17 protein-coding genes and 1 pseudogene are annotated in these 21481 nt (G+C 66.1%); 13 read left to right on the top strand and 5 right to left on the bottom strand.

Annotation, left to right across the window (positions count from 1 at the left end; all coding sequences use genetic code 11):
* Positions 1-67: 67 nt before the first annotated feature.
* A complete protein-coding gene (locus tag ACFQ4G_RS13195) occupies positions 68-847 on the bottom strand; it encodes a site-2 protease family protein (RefSeq protein WP_238206203.1) in 780 nt (259 codons plus the stop codon).
* Positions 848-1045: 198 nt separating this feature from the next.
* On the opposite strand from ACFQ4G_RS13195, the gene ACFQ4G_RS13190 reads away from it, so the two are divergent.
* The 3 genes from ACFQ4G_RS13190 (at position 1046) to ACFQ4G_RS13180 (ending at position 3494) form a co-directional block, all read left to right on the top strand.
* Complete coding sequence (locus tag ACFQ4G_RS13190; RefSeq protein WP_238206201.1) at positions 1046-1879, top strand: alpha/beta hydrolase; 834 nt, start codon at positions 1046-1048, stop codon at positions 1877-1879.
* Positions 1880-1903: 24 nt separating this feature from the next.
* Entirely contained in the window at positions 1904-2272 is a 369-nt protein-coding gene (locus ACFQ4G_RS13185) for an HNH endonuclease (RefSeq protein WP_238206199.1), read from the top strand.
* Positions 2273-2399: 127 nt separating this feature from the next.
* Entirely contained in the window at positions 2400-3494 is a 1095-nt protein-coding gene (locus ACFQ4G_RS13180; protein WP_238206197.1) for an acyltransferase family protein, read from the top strand.
* A gap of 22 nt (positions 3495-3516) precedes the next feature.
* On the opposite strand, the gene ACFQ4G_RS13175 is transcribed toward ACFQ4G_RS13180, so the two are convergent.
* Together ACFQ4G_RS13175 and ACFQ4G_RS13170 are read right to left on the bottom strand one after the other, a co-directional pair.
* On the bottom strand, positions 3517-4419 hold the full coding sequence (locus ACFQ4G_RS13175) for a response regulator transcription factor (protein WP_238206195.1): 903 nt from the start codon (positions 4417-4419) through the stop codon (positions 3517-3519).
* Positions 4412-7852 (bottom strand): hybrid sensor histidine kinase/response regulator, encoded by a 3441-nt coding sequence (locus tag ACFQ4G_RS13170; RefSeq protein WP_238206194.1) that lies wholly within the window; start codon positions 7850-7852, stop codon positions 4412-4414. The genes ACFQ4G_RS13175 and ACFQ4G_RS13170 overlap by 8 nt, the downstream gene beginning before the upstream one ends.
* 340 nt (positions 7853-8192) lie before the next feature.
* Here ACFQ4G_RS13170 and urtA point away from each other — a divergent pair, with 340 nt between their 5' ends.
* The 10 genes and pseudogenes from urtA to ACFQ4G_RS13120 form a co-directional block, all read left to right on the top strand.
* Positions 8193-9452 (top strand): urea ABC transporter substrate-binding protein, encoded by a 1260-nt coding sequence (gene urtA, locus ACFQ4G_RS13165; RefSeq protein ID WP_238206193.1) that lies wholly within the window; start codon positions 8193-8195, stop codon positions 9450-9452.
* Between the two features lie 301 nt (positions 9453-9753).
* Positions 9754-10680 (top strand): urea ABC transporter permease subunit UrtB, encoded by a 927-nt coding sequence (urtB, locus tag ACFQ4G_RS13160; RefSeq protein ID WP_238206192.1) that lies wholly within the window; start codon positions 9754-9756, stop codon positions 10678-10680.
* A 13-nt stretch (positions 10681-10693) separates the two neighbouring features.
* A complete protein-coding gene (gene urtC, locus ACFQ4G_RS13155; protein ID WP_238206191.1) occupies positions 10694-11860 on the top strand; it encodes an urea ABC transporter permease subunit UrtC in 1167 nt (388 codons plus the stop codon).
* A gap of 11 nt (positions 11861-11871) precedes the next feature.
* Positions 11872-12657 (top strand): urea ABC transporter ATP-binding protein UrtD, encoded by a 786-nt coding sequence (urtD, locus tag ACFQ4G_RS13150; RefSeq protein WP_238206185.1) that lies wholly within the window; start codon positions 11872-11874, stop codon positions 12655-12657.
* 74 nt (positions 12658-12731) lie between these two features.
* The gene (gene urtE / locus ACFQ4G_RS13145) at positions 12732-13421 is read left to right on the top strand and encodes an urea ABC transporter ATP-binding subunit UrtE (protein WP_238206269.1); all 690 of its coding nucleotides are present in this window, start codon (positions 12732-12734) and stop codon (positions 13419-13421) included.
* Between the two features lie 28 nt (positions 13422-13449).
* The gene (locus ACFQ4G_RS13140) at positions 13450-14505 is read left to right on the top strand and encodes an alpha/beta fold hydrolase (RefSeq protein WP_238206267.1); all 1056 of its coding nucleotides are present in this window, start codon (positions 13450-13452) and stop codon (positions 14503-14505) included.
* Between the two features lie 133 nt (positions 14506-14638).
* Positions 14639-15868, top strand: coding sequence for a formamidase (fmdA, locus tag ACFQ4G_RS13135; protein ID WP_238206183.1), 1230 nt, complete (start codon positions 14639-14641; stop codon positions 15866-15868).
* 1 nt (position 15869) lies between these two features.
* A complete protein-coding gene (locus tag ACFQ4G_RS13130) occupies positions 15870-16187 on the top strand; it encodes an FmdB family zinc ribbon protein (RefSeq protein WP_238206181.1) in 318 nt (105 codons plus the stop codon).
* A gap of 58 nt (positions 16188-16245) precedes the next feature.
* Positions 16246-17277 (top strand): aliphatic amidase, encoded by a 1032-nt coding sequence (locus ACFQ4G_RS13125; RefSeq protein ID WP_238206179.1) that lies wholly within the window; start codon positions 16246-16248, stop codon positions 17275-17277.
* 414 nt (positions 17278-17691) lie between these two features.
* Positions 17692-18317: pseudogene (locus ACFQ4G_RS13120) on the top strand (IS1595 family transposase); the annotation flags it as partial.
* Between the two features lie 18 nt (positions 18318-18335).
* On the opposite strand, the gene ACFQ4G_RS13115 reads toward ACFQ4G_RS13120, so the two are convergent.
* Positions 18336-19418, bottom strand: a complete 1083-nt coding sequence (locus tag ACFQ4G_RS13115) for a RelA/SpoT domain-containing protein (RefSeq protein WP_238206177.1) — start codon at positions 19416-19418, stop codon at positions 18336-18338.
* Positions 19419-19575: 157 nt separating this feature from the next.
* Entirely contained in the window at positions 19576-21276 is a 1701-nt protein-coding gene (locus tag ACFQ4G_RS13110; RefSeq protein WP_238206175.1) for a sensor histidine kinase, read from the bottom strand.
* Positions 21277-21481 lie beyond the last annotated feature (205 nt).

Genomic DNA, 21481 nt, shown 5'->3' with positions numbered 1-21481 from the left:
CCGCCACATAGGCCCGGATGGAAGCCGGGTCGAGGCGCCCAATCCGAGAGGCCGTCCCCGACGCATCCTACCAGAGTCGGATCAGCCCGTAGCCGATGCGGGCATCGGCCATCTCGATACCGAGGAGGCCGATGATCGCGAGGCTCGCACGGAACACCGCCGGGCCGAACGTGCTGGAGAACAGGAAGAGGCCCGCCAGGACCAGGTTGACGTGCAGGGCCGCCTGGTCGGCGAACCGACGTAGGGAAGCGGGCAGCCAGGGCCGAAGAATCCCGTACCCGTCGAGGCCCGGCAGCGGCATGAGGTTGAGGAGGATGGCCGTGCCCTGGAACAGGGCGGACACGGCGAGCACCGCCCGGAGCGTATCGGATTCCTCCCCGGCGAGGCGATACAGCAGCGCGATAACGAGGAGGACGATTCCGTTCATCGCCGGGCCCGCCGCCGCCACGGCGGAGATCCAGGCCTTGCCGCGCAGCAGGTGGGTGTTGACGAGCACGCTTCCACCCGGAAACCCGATCCCGCCGAGGATCGTGAACAGCAGCGGCAGCACGATGGTCGAGAGCGCATCGGCGTAGAGGCGCGGATCCAGGGTGAGGTAGCCGGTCTGCGGGATCTCCGCATCGCCTCCCTTCCAGGCGACGAAGGCATGGGCGAATTCGTGGAGGCACAGGCCGAGGAGCCATCCCGCCATCACGAAGACGAAGGCCGCACCCGAGCCGTCGGCCACGCCGGTGCCGATGGCGAGGCCGCTCCCGAGGAAGATCAGGGCGATCAGCAGAAAGTTCGCGCTCGGCCCGAGGGCGGCGGCCGGTGCTCGAACCCGGGTCGGCGGAAGCTCTGACGACATCTCGATCCTCGAAGGAACGTCCGCCCGATCGAACGGCAGGGACCGGCACCCTGTCCGGGTCGCGGGCGCCGCAGGGACACGGCGCAGGGATTTCGTGCGCATGACACGATAAGATGATGGTCTCAACGGGACTCCGCTTCGGATTGTCCCCGCACCGCCTCTTCCCACACGCGGTCGTATCGAGTGGTCCTGTCGAGAATGTCCCTGCTCCGCGTGATCCTGCCCCTCGCCCTCGGTCTCTGCGTGTCGGCTCTCGGCGCCCTGTTCCTGTTCCAGCGCCATCTCATCTATCCCGGCGCCTTCGGAACGGGGCTCCGGCAGGCCGACCGCGCGGTGCCGCCGGGCACCGAGGCGGTCTCGGTGACGACCGCCGACGGCGACCGGCTCTACGGCCTGTGGCGGGCGCCCGAGCCCGGAGGCGGGGTCGTCCTCACCTTTCACGGCAACGGCTCGCTTCCCGAACCGCATGCGGCGCGGTTCTCGACGGGGGTGTGGCGGGCCGGCGGCTGGGGCACCCTCGCCATCGCCTATCGCGGCTATCCGGGCTCGACCGGATCTCCGAGCGAGGCGGGCCTGATCGAGGACGGGCTGGCGGCCCGACGCCTCGTCGCGCGCCTTGCCCCCGACGCGCCGATCCTGCTCCACGGCCATTCCATGGGGGCGGCCGTCGCCGTGGCCCTGGCCGCGCGCGAACCGCATCTCGGCCTCTATCTCGAAGCGCCCTTCGTGTCCCTCGCGGACCTCGTGGGCGAGCGCTTCCCGCTCCTGCCCGGCGCGCTCCTGCGCGATCACTGGCGCTCGGACGAGCGCATCGGCAGGAGCCGGGGCCCGATCCTCATCGTCCACGGCACCGACGATCCCGTCATTCCCCTGGCGCACGCCCACAGGCTCGGGGCCATGGCCGGGACCAGGGCGAAGGTCGTCGCCCTTCCCGGCGATCACGTCTCGATTCTCGGACTGCGCGACGAGGAGGCGGAAGCGACGTTCCGCCCCGTCCGAACCGGTGAGCCCGATCCTGCGCTGCCGCGTTGATGCGGGGCGCAAAGGGAGAGAGATTTGGGACGACGCGCCCGGCGATGGCGGGACGACGAGGAGAACGGCGAGGTTTCGGCCGCTCCCGTGACCTGCCCGCTCTGCGGGCGGCCGATCCCGCCGCGTGCCAGATCGAGCCTGCACCACCTCACACCGAAGCTGAAGGGTGGTGCCAGGGCCGGGACCGTGCGCCTGCACCAGATCTGCCATTCCGCGATCCATGCCCGCTACAGCGAGGCCGAGATCGCCCGGCGCCTCGCCGATGTCGACGCCCTGCGGGCCGACCCCGACATCGGCGGCTTCATCGCCTGGGTCCGGACCAAGCCGGACGATTTCCATGCCGCCACGCGGATGACGCGAACCCGCAAGCTGTCGCGCCGCAAGGTGTCCTGAGACGCCGCCGATCCGAGCGTCCGCGTTTACGGGGCGTTCGGCATGACGTGCGGACGGGCGCCTGCGCTGCCTCCTCCTTAACCCTCGGCCTGCGATGCTCGCCGTCGGATTTCGATGGAGCTCACGGGTGACCTCAGCGGCACAGGACCGAAGCCTCGGGGCCGAAGAGGCGGTGCGTCTGGCCTGGGTCGACGTCGCCAAGGGCCTCTGCATCGTCCTCGTGGTGATGATGCATGCGACGCTCGGCACCGGCAACGAGATGGGCGGCGAGGGTTTCCTCCACACCGTCGTCGCCTTCGCCAAGCCCTTCCGCATCCCCGACTTCTTCCTCCTGTCGGGCCTGTTCGTCGGCCGCGTGATCGACCGGGACTGGCGTCTCTTCGCCGACCGGCGCGTGGTCCATTTCGCCTATTTCTACGGGCTCTGGGTCCTCGTCCAATCGGCGGTGAAATACGGACAGATCGTCGACGGCGCCGGACCGGGCGCCTTCCTCGCCCATCTCGCCCACGCTCTGGTGGAGCCCTATTCCACCCTCTGGTTCATCTACCTGCTCGCCGTCTTCTCGGTCCTGACCAAGCTGCTGCGCGGCCTGCATCCGGCCCTCCTACTCGGCGGGGCCGCCCTGCTCCAGAGCATCCCGCTCCAGGGCCAGTCGGAACTCGTCACCGAATTCTGCGGCCGCTACGTCTGGTTCGTCGCCGGATACCTGTTCGCGGCCCGAATCTTCCGGTTCGCCGACCTCGTGCAGCGATTCCCGCGCGCGGCCCTGGGCGGCCTCGCGGCCTGGGCCCTGGTGAACGGGATCTTCGCCTTCACGGCGACCGGCAGCGAGACCTTCCCCACCCTCGCGAGCCTGCCCCTCGTCAGCCTGATCCTCGGGGGCGCAGGAGCCCTCGCCATCGTCGCCACCGGTGCCCTGCTCAGCGGCGCCGGGGGGCCGGTGACGGCGGCGCTCAGGACCTGCGGCGAGCGCTCCATCGTCATCTACCTCGCCTTCTTCCTGCCCATGGCGGCGACCCGGACGCTCATCGTGAAGACGGGAGCCATCGCCGATATCGGCCTCGCCAGCCTCGTCGTGACAGTCGTCGCGGTGCTCGTCCCCCTCGCCATCGAGCGGGTGGTCCGCCACACGCCCCTCGTCTTCCTGTTCCGCCGCCCGGCGGCGTTCCACCTCGTCCCGGAGAGACGACCGCCCGCCGCGAGGGCGGCGACGGCGGGTTGAGCGGGCGACCCCGTCGATACGCTCAGACCTGATCGTCGATGAAGCGGGTGGCGATCATCGAGGCGGCGGTGCGGTTCTCGACGCCGAGCTTGGCGTAGATGCTCTCCAGGTGTTTCGTTACCGTGCGCGGCGAGAGGCCGAGAATGTCGCCGATATCGCGGCTCGACTTGCCCCGCGACAGCCAGAACAGCACGTCCGCCTCGCGGGCGGTGATCGGCAGGTTGCTGCGCAGACGCTCGATCCCGGTCGCGGACGCGTCGCGGGAGAGGCGCAGCAGGACCTCGTCGCCGGTGGTGCCGATGAGGCTGAGGCTGTGGGCGGCCCCCTCCGTGTCCGGCAGGATGACGGAGGCCGCGATGCCGCCCCTGAGCTGTTCGGCGAGCCAGACACGGCCGGCCTCGGGCAGGCGCGAGCCCCCGTCGCCGAGCTTGGCCAGCACGCGGGCGGCCTGCGGCGTGCTCCACAGGACGACGCCCTGGCGATCCACGGCGAACAGCGTGCGGCCCGTGGTGTCGAGGGCCGCACGGGCGCTCTGCGCGGCGCGCGCGCTCGCCAGATGCACACGGATGCGGGCCAGGATCTCGTCGGGGGCGATGGGCTTGGTGACGTAGTCGCTGCCGCCCGCCTCCAGGCCCTTCACGATGTGCTCGGTCTCGGACAGCCCGGTCATGAAGATCACCGGCACATGCGCGAGGTCGCTGCGCGCCTTCAGGCGCCGGCAGGTCTCGAACCCGTCCATGCCCGGCATCACCGCGTCGAGCAGGATGATGTCCGGCGTGATCTCCTCGACCAGCGCCAGGGCGAGGTCGCCGGCCACCGCCACGAGCACGGTGGCGCCGGAGCGCTCGATCGCCTCGGTGAGGAAGCTCAGCGTGTCGGGGGAATCGTCGACGACGAGGACGATGTCGCGCTGCATCTCAGCCATCGCGCATCCCTTCGAGGACGCGGACGTAGCGGCGGAGGTCGTAGGAGGCGACGAGCCCGCGCATCTGCGCGGCGATCTCGGCGGGCATGGCGGACTGGCCTTCGAGTTCCGACAGCTTGGCCTCGATGCCGCGGACATGGCCGATGCGGCCGAGGCGGATCAGTTCGGCGATGTGGTCGGGGCGCAGGGAGGCCGGGACGGACCCGCTGGACCTCGGCGCCTCCGCCGAGGGCGGCTGAGGCGGGGCGGGCTGGCCCAATGCCAGGAGCCGGTCGATGCGCTCCAGGAAATCGCGCAGGTCGAACGGCTTCGGGATGATCTCGTCATGGGGGGCATCGTCGCCCCGAATCGGGCTGATCTCGTGGACGTTGGCGGACATGATGGCGATCCGGGACGAGAGACCGGCATCGCGCAGGGCCTTGGCCACGGCCCAGCCGCTCATGCCCGGCATGGCGATGTCGAGGAGGATGATATCCGGCCGGCGCTCCATCGCCAGCGCCAGGCAATGCGGCCCGTCGGGCGATTCCAGCACGAGGAGACCGAGCGGTTCGAGCACTTCGCGCATGAGCGCACGGTGCGAGGAATCGTCATCGGCCACCAGCACCGTGCGCGGCGGCCCGTCATGGGCCGGCATCTCCCGGCGATGGCCTGCGGCCGGCTCCACCGCCTCCGCCGGCTTGGGCGCGGCCGGCCGATGCACCGAGGCCAGCATCAGTCGCAGGCTGAAGCAGGTGCCCCGACCGACCTCGCTCTCCACGGTGATCTCGCCGCCCATCACCTGGGCGAGGAGATGCGCGATGGTGAGCCCGAGCCCCGTGCCCGGGGTGTTGCGGGCGGCCGGCAGCGAGCCGCGTTCGAACGGCCCGAAGATCCGCTCCAGATCGTCCTCCGGAATGCCGAGGCCGCTGTCGCGGATCGAGAACAGGGCCACCTGATTGCGGTAGGTCATCTCCAGCGAGATCCAGCCCGATTCGGTGAACTTGATCGCGTTGGAGAGGAGGTTGAGGAGGATCTGGCGCAGGCGCTTCTCATCCGCCGCGACCACGGCGGGCAGCACCGGCGGCCGCGAGAACCGGAATTCGAGGCCGGCCGCATTGGCCTGGAGCCGGACCATGTCGACGATCTGGTCGAGGAAATCGGCGAGGCGGAACTCGTTGCGGTGGATCTGGAGACGTCCCGCCTCCATGCGGGAGATGTCGAGGAGGCCGTCGATCAGGCCCGAGAGGTGCTGGGCGCTGCGCCGGATGACGCGGATGCCGTTGCGACGGGCCATGGGGATGTCGTCGTCGCCCTCCAGCAATTGCGCGTAGCCGAGGACGGCGTTGAGCGGCGTGCGCAATTCGTGGCTCATGCCCACCACGTAGCGGCTCTTGGCGAGATTGGCGGCCTCCGCCGTCTCCTTGGCCTGCTGCAGCTTGGCGTCGGTGATCTTGTGGGCCTCGATCTCGGCCTCGTAGAGGGCGGTCTGCCGGGCGGTCTCCTCCTGGGCCACGCGGCGGCTCTCCTGGGCGAGCACGAACAGCCAGGCGACGATGCCGAGGATCACCACGAGGATGAAGAACACGCTGGTGAGCGCGGCGCGCAGGGTCTCGCGATGCGCGGGCTGTGCCGTGGAGACCCCGGCATGGACGATGCCGAGGATCAGGCCGATCACCGAGACCAGGGTCAGCATGAGCGCGAGGTAGCGGCCGAGCGGAGCGCCGATCCAGCCGGCGGTCCTGGCCGGCATGATCCGGGCGAGGGCGCTCTGGGCCTGCGCCTCCAGGCGTCCGTGCGGTTTGCACAGGTCGCCGCAGCGGGCGTCCAGCGAGCAGCAGAGCGAACAGATCGGCCCGGCATAGGCCGGGCAATGGGCCATGTCCTCGCCCTCGAACGGATGCTCGCAGACGGTGCACTGGATCTCCGACCGCCCTCCCCAATCGGCGGCGGCGGGCCTCGCCAGATAGTAGCGCCCGCCGGTGGCGTAGGCGATCGCCGGCGCGGCGGCGAAGGCGGTGACCAGCGCCAGCAGCGGCGCGAAGTTCTGGAGCCCGGCCCCGAGCAGGCCCGCATGGGCGAGGAAGCCGGCGAGCAGGGCCAGGGCGGAGGCTCCGGTGCCCACCGGGTTCACGGCGTAGAGATGGGCCCGCTTGAACTCGATGCCCGGCGGCGACAGGCCGAAGGGCTTGTTGACGGCGAGATCCGCCGAGAGCGCGCCGACCCAGGCCGACACCACCACGGCATAGAGCGAGAGCGTGCTGGCGAGGGTCTTGTCGATGCCGAGTTCCATCAGCAGCAGCGCGATGGCGACGTTGAAGACGAGCCAGACCACGCGGCCGGGATGGCTGTGGGTCAGCCGCGAGAAGAAGTTCGACCAGGCGATGGAGCCGGCATAGGCGTTGGTGACGTTGATCTTGAGCTGCGAGATCACCACGAAGAGGCCGGTGAGGAGGATCGCCCCCTCCCGCGTCGGCATGACGTAGCCGAAGGCGACCACGTACATCTGCGTCGGCTCGGCGGCCTGGTCGTGGGGCACGCCCTGCCCCAGCGCCACCACCGCCAGGAAGGCGCCGAGCATGATCTTGAACATGCCGGGCAGGATCCAGCCCGCGCCCGCCCCGAGCACGGCGAGCCACCAGCGCGGGTCCCGTCCCACCTTCGCCGGCGGCACGAAGCGGAGGAAATCGACCTGCTCGCCGATCTGCGCCAGGAGCGCGAGCAGGATGCCGGAGGCGAGGCCGAACTGGGCGAGGTCGAAGCCGGAGAGCGCGTAGCCCGCCACGGTGAGGGTCGAGCCGACCGCATCGACCGATCCGGGATGGGCCGATCCCGGATAAGCGAGGAGATCGGTCAGGCCCGAACTCGATTGCCACGCGATGAAGCCGAGGGGCAGGAGATTGAGGCCGATCCAGAGCGGCTGGGTCCAGATCTGGAAGCGGCTGATCAGGCTGATCCCGTAGACGACGAGGGGAATCACCACGACCGCGCTGACGACGTAGCCGATTCCCAGCGGCAGGCCGAGGCAGAGTTGCAGCGCCAGCGCCATGATCGACGCCTCGATGGCGAAGAACAGGAAGGTGAAGCTCGCATAGATCAGCGAGGTGATGGTGGAGCCGAGATAGCCGAAGCCGGCCCCGCGGGTGAGGAGGTCGATGTCGACGCCGTAGCGGGCCGCATAGAGACTGATCGGCACCGCCGTGGCGAAGATCACCGCGCCGACGAACAGCACCGCCGTCACCGTGTTGGTGAACCCCGTGGCGAGGACCAGCGTGCCGCCGATCGCCTCCAGCGCCAGGAACGAGAGCGAGCCCAGCGCCGTCTGCGCCACGCGCAGGCTCGACCATCGCCGCGCCTTCTTCGCGGTGAAGCGGAGCGCGTAATCCTCGAGGGTCTCGTCCGCGACGAAGCGGTTATAGGCCCGCCGGATCGGGGGAATCTGCTGGCGGCCACTCATCGGATCGTGGGTCTGCCCGGTCGGCGTCAGGTGTGGGAAGGGCCGGCCCGCACGCGGTCGCGGAGAAACGGCGGACGATCAGCAATCCCCGTGCCGCGGGGCCGGACGACACTGGTACACCAGACGAGCCGCGTCGAGGCCCCTCTTCGAAGGGAAGGCATGCCCCACGAAGGGAAGCGCATTCTCCGATGCAGGCGGAACGCAGGACGCTCGCGCCCCCACCCTACGCAAAACAGCGTATATGCTGCGCTGCGCCATCCCGCCTAGCTTCCGCTCGTCCGCAACGGCCCGCCTTATGCAGGAGCCGGCGGGAATATCTCGTGGAAGAGGTTCACGCACGATGGCAGCCGACAACGAGCACGGACCGCACTCGGCCCTGCGCCGCAAGCTTCTGATGGGGTTGGCGGGCATCCCCGCCATGGCGATGTTGCCGCGCAGCGCCTTCGCGGCGGCTCCCCCGACCTCGGCGGTGAACACCACCGGGCTCGCGGTGACCGATACCGAGGTGACCGTCGGCATCCTCCATTCGGCCACCGGCACCATGGCGATCTCCGAGACCGGCTCGATCCAGGCGGAGAAGCTCGCCATCGCGCAGATCAACGAGATGGGCGGCGTGCTCGGCCGCAAGATCAAGATCATCCAGGAGGACGGCGCCTCCGATTGGCCGACCTTCGCCGAGAAGGCCAAGAAGCTTCTCGTCAACGACCATTGCGCCGCCGTGATGGGGTGCTGGACCTCGGCCTCGCGCAAGGCCGCGCTGCCGGTCTTCGAGCAGTATAACGGCCTGCTGTACTATCCGACCTTCTACGAAGGCCTCGAGCAGTCCAAGAACGTCATCTATACCGGCCAGGAGGCCACCCAGCAGATCCTCGAATCGCTGAACTGGGTGACCAAGGAGAAGGGCGCCAAGACGTTCTTCTTCATCGGCTCGGACTACATCTGGCCGCGCACCTCGAACAAGATCGCCCGCAAGCACATCGAGAACGTGCTCAAGACCAAGGTCGTCGGCGAGGAATACTTCCCGCTCGGCCACACGCAGTTCAACTCGGTGATCAACAAGATCAAGCTTACCAAGCCGGACGTGATCTTCACCGACGTGGTCGGCGGCTCGAACGTGGCGTTCTACAAGCAGCTCAAGGCGGCCGGCATCGATCTTTCGAAACAGACCCTTCTGACCATCTCGGTCACCGAGGACGAGATCGACGGGATCGGCGGCGACAACATCGCCGGCGCCTATTCCTGCATGAAATACTTCCAGTCGCTCAAGAACGCGAACAACGAGAAGTTCGTCGCCGCCTTCCACAAGATGTGGGGCGAGAAGACCGTCATCGGCGACGTCACCCAGGCCGCCTATCTCGGGCCGTTCCTGTGGAAGATGGCCTGCGAGAAAGCCGGTTCCTTCGATGTCGACAAGGTCTCCGCGGCCTCCCCGGACATCGAGTTCAAGGAAGCTCCCGAGGGCTACGTCAAGATCCACCCGAACCACCACCTCTGGTCGAAGACCCGCGTCGCCAAGGCCCTGCCGAGCGGCCAGTTCGAGATCGTCTACGAGAGCCCCGCGCTGATCGAGCCCAACCCCTTCCCCAAGGGCTACCAGTAGGCCGGCACTCCCGGCGGGCTTCCTCTCCGCACAGGCAGCGCAATGGCCGCGGGCGAGAGGAGCCGCCGGAGATCCGGGCACTCCGTCGTCCCGGGTCCACGACGTGGAGCCCGGGATCCGGAAACGCAGGTCCGGCAAGGCCTTACACCGCCGGCGGCTCCGGGTTCCGGGCTCGCCTGCGGCACCCCGGAACGACGGAGTGCGGGATGCGGTCGCCCTGTCGGAAGGGAGGACACCTGCGGCCCGATGCTTGCACGACCGTCCTCGCACGACCGTCATCGCCTCCCTCGGAGTACGAAACATGCTCGGTGACTATTCCCTCGGCGATCTCGGCGCGATCTTCGCCATGCAGGGCTTCGCCGGCCTGATCCTGTTCTCGGTCTACGTGCTGATGGCGCTCGGCCTCGCGGTCATTTTCGGCCAGATGGGCGTGATCAACATGGCGCACGGGGAATTCATGATCCTCGGGGCCTACGTCACCTATCTGTGCTCGACCTTCTTCCAGGCCCACCTGCCCGGCCTGTTCGGCATCTACTTCTTCGTGGCGATGATCCTGGCCTTCCTGGCCTCGGGAGCCCTCGGGATGATCGTCGAATGGACGCTCATCCGGCATCTCTACAAGCGCCCCCTCGACACGCTGCTCGCCACCTGGGGCCTCTCGCTGATCCTGCAGCAATCCTACCGCACCATCTTCGGAGCGCGCGAGGTCGGCGTCGAGCTGCCGTCCTGGCTCATCGGCTCGGTCCAGGTCACCGACACGATCGAGGTGCCGATCAACGGCCTGTTCGTGATGGCGATCACCACCCTCATCACCGTCGGCGTCGGCCTGCTGATGTACCGCTCGCGCTTCGGCCAGCAGGTGCGCGCGGTGATGCAGAACCGGCCGATGGCGGGCGCCGTCGGCATCGATACCGAGAAGGTCGACCGCTACACGTTCGGCCTCGGCTGCGGCATCGCCGGTGTGGCCGGCTCGGCCTTCACCATGATCGGCTCCACCGGGCCGACCTCGGGCCAGCTCTACATCGTCGACACCTTCCTGATCGTGGTCTTCGGCGGCGCGGCCAGCCTGCTCGGCACCATCGCCTCCGCCTTCTCGATCTCGCAGACCCAGTCGACCCTCGAATTCTTCCTGTCCGGCTCCACCGCCAAGGTCCTGACGCTGCTCGCCGTCGTCGGGATCCTGATGGTCCGCCCGCAGGGTCTGTTCACCCTCAAGGTCCGGCGCTGAGGAGGCCATCCCGATGACAAGCCCCGTCCAGACCCTGTCGAAGTCGCTCACCGTGAACGACAATCCGTTCATGAAGCCGATGGAGTGGCTGAGCCTGGCGCTCCTCGCCGCCTTCATCCTCGTCGTCCTGCCTGCGACCCTCGACGCGTTCCGCCTCAACCTCGTCGGCAAGTACCTCACCTACGCCTTCGTCGCGCTCGGCCTCGTCATGTGCTGGGGCTATGCCGGCATCCTCTCCCTCGGCCAGGGCGTGTTCTTCGGGCTCGGCGGCTATTGCATGGCCATGTACCTGAAGCTCGAAGCCTCCAGCGTCGAGAACACCAAGATCCAGTCGACGCCGGGCATCCCGGACTTCATGGACTGGAACCAGATCACCGAGCTGCCCCTGATCTGGAAGCCGTTCCAGAGCCTGCCGCTGACGCTGATCCTCGTCGTCGCCCTGCCGGTGTTCTTCGCCTTCGTCATCGGCTTCGCGATGTTCACCCGCCGTGTCGGCGGCACCTACTTCGCCATCATCACCCAGGCCATCGCCGCCATCCTGACGATCCTCATCGTCGGACAGCAGGGCTATACCGGCGGCATCAACGGCATCACCGACCTGCGGACCCTCCACGGCTGGGACATCCGCACCGACAGCGCCCACACCATCCTGTACTTCCTCAACGGCGGCCTGCTCATCGGCTGCATCCTGGCCGCGCAATACGTGAAGAAGGCCAAGCTCGGGCGCATCCTCGTCGCCATGCGCGACAAGGAGGACCGGGTGCGGTTCTCGGGCTATTCGGTGGCCGGGTTCAAGGTCTTCGCCTTCTGCCTCGCCGCCGCCTTCGCCGCCATCGGCGGGGCGATGTTCACCCTCCAGGTCGGCTTCATGTCGCCGTCCTTCGTCGGGATCGTGCCCTCGATCGAGATGGTGATCTACGCCGCCGTCGGCGGGCGGATGTCGCTGTTCGGCGCGGTCTGGGGCACGCTGCTGGTCAACTGGGCCAAGACCACCTTCTCGGAGAGCTTCCCCGAACTCTGGCTCTTCGGCCTCGGCGCCCTGTTCATCGCCGTCGTCCTCGCCTTCCCCAACGGTCTCGCCGGCATCTACCGCAGCTATGTCGAGCCGCGCCTGACCCGCAAGGTCAAGGCCCTGGCGCCGGTCGACGGCGCCCTCCCCCACGGCACGCCGGCCGAATAGGAGCGTCCCCGATGAACGCCGCCATGCTGCACCAGCCGATCATCGGCGAATCCCCCGACGCGAAGGAGTTCCTCCTCGCGGTGGAGGCCCTCACGGTCTCGTTCGACGGGTTCAAGGCGGTGAACGACGTGTCGTTCTACGTCGATCCCAACGAGATCCGCGTCATTATCGGCCCCAACGGCGCCGGCAAGACCACAGTGCTCGACCTGATCTGCGGGCGCACCAAGGCCAGCACCGGCTCGATCAAGTTCAAGGGCCAGGAACTCACCAGGATCTCGGAGAGCGCCATCGTCCAGGCGGGCGTCGGCCGCAAGTTCCAGACGCCGTCGATCTACGACGACCTCACGGTGTTCGAGAACCTGGAGATCTCCTTCCCGCGCGGCCGCACTGTGTGGGGAGCGCTGACCTTCAAGCGCGATGCCGAGGTCCGCGACCGCATCCACGAGGTCGCGACGATGATCTTCCTGAAGGATCAGCTGAAGGAGCGGGCCGAGTTTCTCAGCCACGGCCAGAAGCAGTGGCTCGAGATCGGCATGCTGCTGATCCAGGACCCGGAACTGCTCATGCTCGACGAGCCGGTGGCCGGCATGAGCGTCGGCGAGCGCATCAAGACCGCCGAGCTCCTCAACCAGATCATCGTCGGCCGTTCGGTGCTGGTGATCGAGCACGACATGAAGTTCGTCGAGGACATCGCCCACCGGGTCACCGTGCTGCACCAGGGCAAGGTGCTCTCCGAAGGCTCGATGGAGCGGGTGAAGAACGACCCGAAGGTCATCGAAGTCTATCTCGGCCACTGAGAGGGAACGGACCCATGCTCCAGACCGCGCCGTCCCCGTCCCCCGTCCCCTTCGTCCAGGGTGGCCTCGAGCCGATGCTGGCGATTCGCGACCTGCACTCGGCCTACGGCCAGAGCGAGGTCCTGCACGGCCTCGACATCTCCATCGCCCCCGGCGAGATCGTCGCGGTGATGGGCCGCAACGGCATGGGCAAGACCACGCTGATGAAGACCCTGATGGGGATCGTGCCGGTCAAGTCCGGCACCATCGCCGTCGACGGCCGGGACGTCACCGCCCTCAAGAGCCACCAGCGCGTGGCGGGCGGCCTCGCCTACGTGCCGCAGGGCCGGATGATCTTCTCGGCCATGACGGTGCAGGAGAACATCGAGACGGGCCTCACCGTCACCAAGGAGCGCAAGGTTCCGCAGGACCTCTACACCATGTTCCCGGTCCTGCTGGAGATGAAGGGGCGGCGCGGCGGCAACCTCTCCGGCGGCCAGCAGCAGCAGCTCGCCATCGCCCGGGCGCTGGCGAGCCGGCCGAAGGTGCTCCTCCTCGACGAGCCGACGGAGGGCATCCAGCCCTCGATCATCCGCGAGATGGGGCGTACCCTGAAGAAGATTCGCGACGAGCGCGGCCTCTCCATCGTCGTCTCCGAGCAGGTGCTGAGCTTCGCCCTCGACGTCGCCGACAGGGTGCTGGTGATCGAGAACGGTAACATCGTCCACGAGGCGATGCGGGCCGATATCGACGAGGCGCAGGTCGCCCGCTTCCTGTCGGTCTGAAGGAGAGCCCATGTCTGAAGGAGAATCTCTGGCCGATTACGAGACCTTCGAGCTCGGCAATGTCGTCCTTCAGTGCGGCAAGACCCTGCGCGACGCGAAACTGGCCTACAAGACCTTCGGCACGCTGAACGCGGCGCGTGACAACGTCATCGTCTACCCGACCTGGTATTCCGCCAGCCACAGCGACAACGAATGGCTGATCGGCGAGGGCATGGCCCTCGACCCGGCTCAATACTTCATCATCATCCCGAACATGCTCGGCAACGGCGTCTCGTCCTCCCCGAGCAATACCGGCGAACCCTACGATCGCGCGCGCTTCCCCGCGGTGACGATCTACGATCAGGTCCGGCTGCAGCATCGGCTCGTCACCGAGAAGTTCGGCATCGAACGGATCAAGCTGGTGACCGGCTGGTCGATGGGGGCGGCCCAGTCGTTCCAGTGGGGGGCGTCGTATCCCGACATGGTGGAGCGCATCCTGCCCTTCATGGGGGCGGCGCGCTGCTCGCGGCACAACTTCGTCTTCCTCGAAGGCGTCAAGGCGGCACTCACCGCGGACGCCGCCTTCAAGGACGGCTGGTACGACGAGCCGCCGCGCCGGGGCCTGCGCGCCATGGCGCGGGTCTATGCGGGCTGGGGCTTCTCGCAGACGTTCTACCGCAAGGAACTCGACCTGAAGCAGCCGGTCCGGCCGTTCGGCGGACGACCGGCGGACGTGCCGTGGAATTACTCGTCGCTGGAGGATTTCCTCGTCTACTTCTGGGAGGGATTCTTCCTGCCAAAGGACGCGAACGATCTCCTCGCGTTGCTGTGGACGTGGCAGCATGCCGACATCTCCGGCGATCCGGCCTATGGCGGAGACTTCGACAAGGCGCTCGCCGGCATCACGGCCAAGGCGATCGTCATGCCGGGCTCGACCGACCTCTACTTCCCGCCGGAAGACAGCGCCTACGAGGTCTCGCGCATGCCGAACGCGGAATTGCGCGTCTGCCAGAGCGACTGGGGCCATTTCGCCGGCGACCCGCGCGGCACCAGTCCCGACATCGCCTTCGTCGACGCGGCCCTCCGGGAGCTGCTCGCACGCTGATGGAGAAGCCCGGCCGCGAGGCCGGGCCTATCCGACGACACGTCGCACGCGGGCGGGAACCACCGCCCGCGCGAACGAGGGCGCATGTCCGGAATCCGGCATGACCCGAAACCTGGGAAGGGAGCACGGAACGATGGCTGAGACCCTGATCAAGGTCGACCTGACGCAGTCGGCCTACGACAACGACATGGTCCACAACCGCTGGCACCCGGACATTCCGATGGTGGCCATGGTCAAGCCCGGCGACGACTTCATCGTCGAGACCTATGACTGGACCGGCGGCTTCATCAAGAACAACGATTCCGCCGACGACGTGCGCGACATCGACCTGTCGATCGTGCACTTCCTGTCCGGTCCCATCGGCGTCGAGGGCGCCGAGCCCGGCGACCTGCTGGTGGTCGATCTCCTCGATATCGGCGCCAAGCAGGAAAGCCAGTGGGGCTTCAACGGCTTCTTCTCCAAGAAGAACGGCGGCGGCTTCCTCGACGAACACTTCCCCCAGGCCCAGAAGTCGATCTGGGATTTCGAGGGCATGTTCACGAAATCCCGCCACATCCCCGGCGTGCGCTTCCCCGGCCTGATCCATCCCGGCCTGATCGGCTGCCTGCCCGATCCGAAGATGCTGGAGACCTGGAACACCCGCGAAAAGGCGCTCTACGACACCAATCCCGGCCGCGTCCCGGCGCTCGCCACCCTGCCCTTCGGCCCGACGGCCCATATGGGCCGGCTGAAAGGCGAGGCGAAGGACAAGGCGGCGGCGGAAGGCGCCCGCACGGTGCCGGGCCGCGAGCACGGCGGCAATTGCGACATCAAGGATCTGTCGCGCGGCTCGAAGATCTACTTCCCCGTCTACGTGCCGGGCGCGGGCCTCTCCATGGGCGACCTGCATTTCAGCCAGGGCGACGGCGAGATCACCTTCTGCGGCGCCATCGAGATGGCCGGCTGGGTCCATCTCAAGGTGAGCCTGATCAAGGACGGCATGTCGAAATACGGGATCAAGAACCCGATCTTCAAGCCGTCGCCGGTCACCCCGAAATTCGATGATCACCTGATCTTCGAAGGTGTCTCCGTCGACGAATACGGCAAGCAGCACTATCTCGACGTCACCGTCGCCTACCGGCAGGCCTGCCTCAACGCCATCGAATACCTGAAGAAGTTCGGCTATTCGGGCGCCCAGGCCTACTCGATCCTCGGCACCGCGCCGGTCCAGGGCCACATCTCGGGCGTCGTCGACATCCCCAACGCCTGCGCCACGCTCTGGATTCCGACGAAGATCTTCGACTTCGACATCAATCCGGGTGCGGACGGACCGATCAAGCACATCGACGGCTCGATCCAGATGCCGCTCTCGCCGGATCTGTGAGATGCCGGTCTACGACTATTCCTGCGAGGGCTGCGGCCCGTTCACGGTGCTGCGCCCGATGGCGCAGTTCAAGGACCCGCACGATTGCCCCGATTGCGGCTCGTCCTGCGGCCGCGCCTTCCTCACGGCGCCGAACCTCGCCTCCATGGATGCGGGACGGCGCAAGGCGCATGCGGTCAACGAGCGGAGCGCGCACGCGCCCCGCAAGTCGTCCGGCCACGGGGCGGGATGCGGATGCTGCTCGGGTACTTCGAAAGCCAAGCAACCCGCCGCCGCGAAAAGCTTCCCCAACGCGCGGCCGTGGATGATCAGCCACTGACGGCACTCAGCCCTCCCCCTCCGCGGGGGAGGGTTCGCAATGACAGGAGGAACACCCCATGATGCACGGCGACATTTCCTCGAGCAACGACAGCGTCGGCGTCGCGGTCGTCAACTACAAGATGCCCCGCCTGCACACGAAGGCCGAGGTTCTGGAGAACGCGAGGAAGATCGCCGACATGGTCGTCGGCATGAAGTCCGGCCTGCCCGGCATGGACCTCGTGATCTTCCCCGAATACTCGACCCACGGCATCATGTACGATGGCGCCGAGATGTACGAGACCGCCTCGGCGATCCCCGGCGAGGAGACGGCGATCTTCGCCGAGGCCTGCCGCAAGGCGCGTGTCTGGGGCGTGTTCTCGCTCACCGGCGAGCGCCACGAGGAGCATCCGAACAAGGCGCCCTACAACACCCTGATCCTGATGAACGACCAGGGCGAGATCGTGCAGAAGTATCGCAAGATCATGCCCTGGACCCCGATCGAGGGCTGGTATCCGGGCGAGTGCACCTATGTCTCGGACGGGCCGAAGGGCCTCAAGATCAGCCTCATCATCTGCGACGACGGCAATTACCCCGAGATCTGGCGCGACTGCGCCATGCGCGGCGCCGAACTCATCATCCGCTGCCAGGGCTACATGTATCCGGCCAAGGAACAGCAGATCCTGATGTCGAAGGCGATGGCCTTCGCCAACAACACCTACGTGGCGGTGGCCAACGCGGCGGGTTTCGACGGCGTCTATACCTATTTCGGCCACTCGGCGATCATCGGCTTCGACGGCCGCACGCTCGGCGAATGCGGCACCGAGGAGATGGGCATCCAGTATGCCGCGCTCTCGAAATTCCTCATCCGCGACGCGCGCGCCAACATGCAGTCGGAGAACCACCTCTTCAAGCTGCTGCACCGCGGCTACACCGGCATGATCAACTCGAAGGAAAACGAACCCGGCAAGGCCGATTGCCCCTACGATTTCTATCGCCGCTGGATCGAGGACCCGGCCGGCACCCGCGAGGCGGTCCGCGCCATCACCCGCCCCGACCTCGGCACGCCGGAATGCCCGATCGAGGGGATTCCCAACGGCGCACCGAAATGAGGTGTCTTTTCCAGGGCTTCACCTCGTCCTGAGGTGCGGCGGCAGCCGCCTCGAAGGAGACTTCCAGGGATCGCGTGACCACTGGAGGGCTCCTTGGAGGCCTTTTGCCAAAGCAAAGGGCACCTCAGGATGAGGTGGTTTGTTTGGATGATCTGTTTTGGTGTGAATATTTGCAAAAGAGAAGCTTCACCTCATCCTGAGGTGCCGCGCAGCGGCCTCGAAGGAGGCTTCCAGGGATCGCGTGACGACTGGAGGGCTCCTTCGAGGCCCTTTGCTCAAGCAAAGGGCACCTCAGGATGAGGGAGTCTGATGGGATGATCTACTCTGGCAGATGATCTATTCTGACATGAACATCCCTAAAAATTCAGCGATGTTATAATTTAAGTACCCACCTTTGAAGCTTAGATTTATAATATAAGCAACGCCCTTTCATCTCCCCATTTCCACAACGAAGAGAAGGCTTACGCCTTTGTCGAGGCCCGGATCTGGCCCAGCGGACCCATACGCCCACATTGCGGTGGCGCAGAGCGTATTAGCAAGATGCAGCTTAAGTCGACCTGCACTGGAACTTACAAATGCTACCATTGCCGGAAGCCTTTCGCCGTCAAGATCGGAACGATTCTCGAAGACTCGAAAGTAGCCATGCACGTTTGGATGCAGGCAATGTACCTTATAACTGACAGCTAGAAAGTTATTTCTAGCAATCAACTTCACCAAACACTCGGGGTCACGCTTAAGATCGCGTGGTTCATGTCTCACCGCATCCGCAACGCCATGAGTGACGGTTCCTTGGCTCCCATGGGCGACATCAACGGCATGCCCGGCGCTGGCGACATCATGGAAGTCGACGAGACATTCATCGGTCGCGAGCCGGGCGTGCCGAAGGCCCGCGCCTCTCACCACAAGATGAAGGTCGTGTCCCTGGTGGATCAGGATAGCGGTCAGGTCCGCTCTTTTGTCGTGGCAAGCCCGAGACCATCCGCCCGATCATCGAAGCGAACATCCTCAAGGACGCTAGCCTCTTCACCGACGAGTCCAGAGAGTCATGTCCAACCTTGCTAGTCTTCACCGGAACTGGCTACAGGGGGAAGAGGATCAGGAAAATCCCCTTTAAGCACCTTCTCAACTAGTCGCGAAAACAACGCGGTATCCAAGAAATAATTCGGGTATGCCCGTTTTAAGGCATTAATGTCTGTAACTGAGACCAAAACAACCTGCCGCCTTGACGTTTCCTGTATCTGGCTTTCCAATTTGGTATACTGCCTATTGGCCTCCGATGATTCTTTTGCCTTAAAGCGACGAACAGTAACTTTGCTCTCCTCCGGGTCAAGTTCGACTATAAAGTATTTTGCGTCCTTCGCTGACCCAATCGTGTTTAGCGTTGTGTTGTACGCCCGAAGCATGCTGCGAGCCGCAAGGCTATCTGCTAACTTTGCAAGCTCAATGAGAAGCTCTTTTTTCATATAAGGCGTTCTCGGGACAGACGGCGTCTGTTCGATCGCTGCTATGGCTGTGCCCATTAAAGCAAAAAAACGCAGCCAATCGGCGTCGCCTTGGCTAGACTTTAATGCTTGTCGCGTAAATATTCCAACAGCTTCGACAGCCGTGGCCCAAGCATGTTGTGTTTGCGTGCGAACTTGAATCTCGACGCGTAGGCCGCAGTACGGCGCCGCCGCGCCATAGCCAACATACTCGTAGACTAAATGATAGGATCGATATCCGTCTGGTTTTGGATTGACAATATAGTCTTTTCCATTTCGAAATTTGTGATCGAACTGTCGATTCTTATAGATTTCAACTAGTTTATAAACGTCGGCAAGCTTGCCAAAGACTGACCGGCATCCTGCAATGTCTTGCATTTGCGTCATTCGCATGCTCTTTTTTTGCACAAGTTTGCGATGTATTGAGTCCAGTCGTTTTTCTCGCTGTGCAACGATCACGGTACGCTCTATTCTTCGAGCACGATTGCGTAGGGTGATTTGAAAAGTGTTGAGGGGGTATGCGTGTGATGAGCGCCAATTGTTTATAACGGCAAGGGCCTGCAAAGCTTCTTCATTCTCGACTGGAAACGCCATCTTACCCAGGGCTTTCCCTGCAGAATTGACGTGTTGAGGATCATATTCAGGCACCGCCCACGCCATAGATCTCCGCCCCTTCAAGTCATTTTGACGTAGCATGCTGCACGACAAATGGGTACGTCAAGTATAATATCGCTTAAAGAGCAGATCGAGCACGCTCCAAGACAAGACCTCGGTCAGCCCAATCCATGGGCCAGGCTCACCAAGCCTTGGTCTGAGCTCAATGGAACCGGGCGGGCGGCGGCACTTCGACCGGGACGTCGATGCGGCAGCGCAGGCCCTCCGGCAGGAAGTCGAGCTGGACCGAGCCCGCCAGCTCGCGGGCGATGCCGCCGGTGATGAGGCGGGTGCCGAAGCCGCGCCGCGTCGGTGGTGCCACGACCGGGCCGCCGCGCTCCCGCCACTCGATCTCCAGGCGGCGCGCGCCCATGCCGTCCTCCACCACGCGCCACGTCACGGACAGGCGTCCCTGCGTCCCCGACAGGGCGCCGTATTTCGCGGCGTTGGTGGTGAGTTCGTGCGCCGTCATCCCCAGCGCCAGCACGTAGCGCGGCGGCAGGTCGATCTCGGGACCGTCGAGCTTCATGTGGTCGGCGGAGTTGCGGTAGGGGCTGAGTTCGTTCTCCAGCACCGCCCGCAGCGGTGCGCCGGTCCAGTCGTCGCGGGTCAGGAGGTCGTGGGTCTTCGACAGGGCGAGGATGCGGCCTTCGAGCTGCGCCGCCTGTTCCTCGCCGCCGCGCGACTGCCGGGCGAGGGACTGGACCGTGGCGAGGGTGTTCTTCACCCGGTGGTTCAGCTCGTGCATCATCGTCACCTGCTGTTCCTGCAGGGTGCGGGTGCGCGCGAGCTCGGCCCTCAGCCCGTCCTCGTGCTCATGCAGCGCCGCGGCCATGGCGTCGAAGGCCTGGCCGAGCTGGCCGAATTCGGACCTGCCCGTCAGACCCGAGCGGGTGGAGAGCTGGCCGGAGCGCCAGGCGCGGGAGGCCTTCAGGAGCCGCCGCACCGGCTTGCGGATGAAGACGCGGCCGCCGATCAGGGCCGCCACGATGGCGACGAGGGTTCCGAGGAAGATCAGGACGACGCCGCGCCGGGTCGCCGCGTCGATATCGGCGAAGGCCGTCTCGCGCGACAGGCCCACGGCGAGGATCATGCCGTCGAGGGCGCCGTCGGGATGGACCACGCCTGTGATGCGCCGGGCTCCGTCGAGCCCCGGCATCTCGACGACGCCGCCCCCGGCCTCCGCCCTGTTCAGACCGGTGGCGAAGGCCGCCGGCATCGCTCGGCCGACCCAGGAGTCGGAATCGGGATTCTGGACGATGATCGTGCCGCTGCGGTCGGCCACCGTCACGGTGGCGTCCCGCGGCAGGCCGGCATGGGCCAGACGATCGCCGAGCCAGGCCGGATCGAAACCGAAGATGAGCAGGCCGCTGGACTTCGCGCTCGCATCCCGGATCGGATAGGCGAACTGGATGGTGGGAACCCCGCTGCCGCGGCCGACCACGTATTCGCCGATCACCGGAACGCCCGACACCATCGCCTTCCGGAAATACGTCCGGTCGGCCATGGAATAGGCCCCCCGCTCCATGCCGCGGCTGTTGCAGACGAGGGACCCCTCCGCATCCGCGACGATGAGGATCGTCGCTCCGGACAGCTTGCCGATGATGGAGCGCAGGAAGCTGGTGCATCCCGCCGCCTCCTGGTCGCGGATGAACGGCGCCTCGGCGAGGATGTCGAGGAGCTGCCTCATCCCGCCGGCGAACTGGGCGAGGTCCTCCGACACGGCGCGGGCGTTGCGCAGGGCCGATGCGGTCACGGCATCCTCGCGGGCGCTGCGCAGCGCATGCTCGTTGAAGCTCTGGACCGCGATGGCGGGAACGAGAGCGAGCAGGACCAGTGCGACGATACGGGATGTCAGCGTCATGACGGAGGGTCGGCCGAGGGGACGTGCCAGCCGGGCGGACCCGGCTCCGGTGGCCGAATCAGCTTGGCCATGGACTGTATGCCCGACTTGCCGGGTCAGCCGTATGGGTAATTGGCTTCGGCGCCGGGATTTCTCCGAGACGGTGAACGCTTGACGGGCCGCCCCCATCCCGGTTGAGGCTGGACCGGCGCTCCGCCTGCGGCCA

This window comes from Methylobacterium marchantiae (assembly GCF_042679825.1).
In the GTDB taxonomy this organism is placed as follows: Bacteria; Pseudomonadota; Alphaproteobacteria; order Rhizobiales; family Beijerinckiaceae; genus Methylobacterium; species Methylobacterium marchantiae.
The sequence above is the reverse complement of the archived record's forward strand: the minus strand, read 5'-3'. Positions and strand labels throughout refer to the sequence as shown.

Coding starts and splice junctions, on each gene's coding strand:
- urtE (WP_238206269.1), top strand. CDS start 12,732: ATGCTGGCGATTCGCGACCTGCACTCGGCCTACGGCCAGAGCGAGGTC.
- ACFQ4G_RS13190 (WP_238206201.1), top strand. CDS start 1,046: ATGTCCCTGCTCCGCGTGATCCTGCCCCTCGCCCTCGGTCTCTGCGTG.
- ACFQ4G_RS13175 (WP_238206195.1), bottom strand. CDS start 4,419: ATGGCTGAGATGCAGCGCGACATCGTCCTCGTCGTCGACGATTCCCCC.
- ACFQ4G_RS13195 (WP_238206203.1), bottom strand. CDS start 847: ATGTCGTCAGAGCTTCCGCCGACCCGGGTTCGAGCACCGGCCGCCGCC.
- urtB (WP_238206192.1), top strand. CDS start 9,754: ATGCTCGGTGACTATTCCCTCGGCGATCTCGGCGCGATCTTCGCCATG.
- urtC (WP_238206191.1), top strand. CDS start 10,694: ATGACAAGCCCCGTCCAGACCCTGTCGAAGTCGCTCACCGTGAACGAC.
- ACFQ4G_RS13170 (WP_238206194.1), bottom strand. CDS start 7,852: ATGAGTGGCCGCCAGCAGATTCCCCCGATCCGGCGGGCCTATAACCGC.
- fmdA (WP_238206183.1), top strand. CDS start 14,639: ATGGCTGAGACCCTGATCAAGGTCGACCTGACGCAGTCGGCCTACGAC.
- ACFQ4G_RS13110 (WP_238206175.1), bottom strand. CDS start 21,276: ATGACGCTGACATCCCGTATCGTCGCACTGGTCCTGCTCGCTCTCGTT.
- ACFQ4G_RS13115 (WP_238206177.1), bottom strand. CDS start 19,418: ATGGCGTGGGCGGTGCCTGAATATGATCCTCAACACGTCAATTCTGCA.
- urtA (WP_238206193.1), top strand. CDS start 8,193: ATGGCAGCCGACAACGAGCACGGACCGCACTCGGCCCTGCGCCGCAAG.
- urtD (WP_238206185.1), top strand. CDS start 11,872: ATGAACGCCGCCATGCTGCACCAGCCGATCATCGGCGAATCCCCCGAC.
- ACFQ4G_RS13125 (WP_238206179.1), top strand. CDS start 16,246: ATGATGCACGGCGACATTTCCTCGAGCAACGACAGCGTCGGCGTCGCG.
- ACFQ4G_RS13130 (WP_238206181.1), top strand. CDS start 15,870: ATGCCGGTCTACGACTATTCCTGCGAGGGCTGCGGCCCGTTCACGGTG.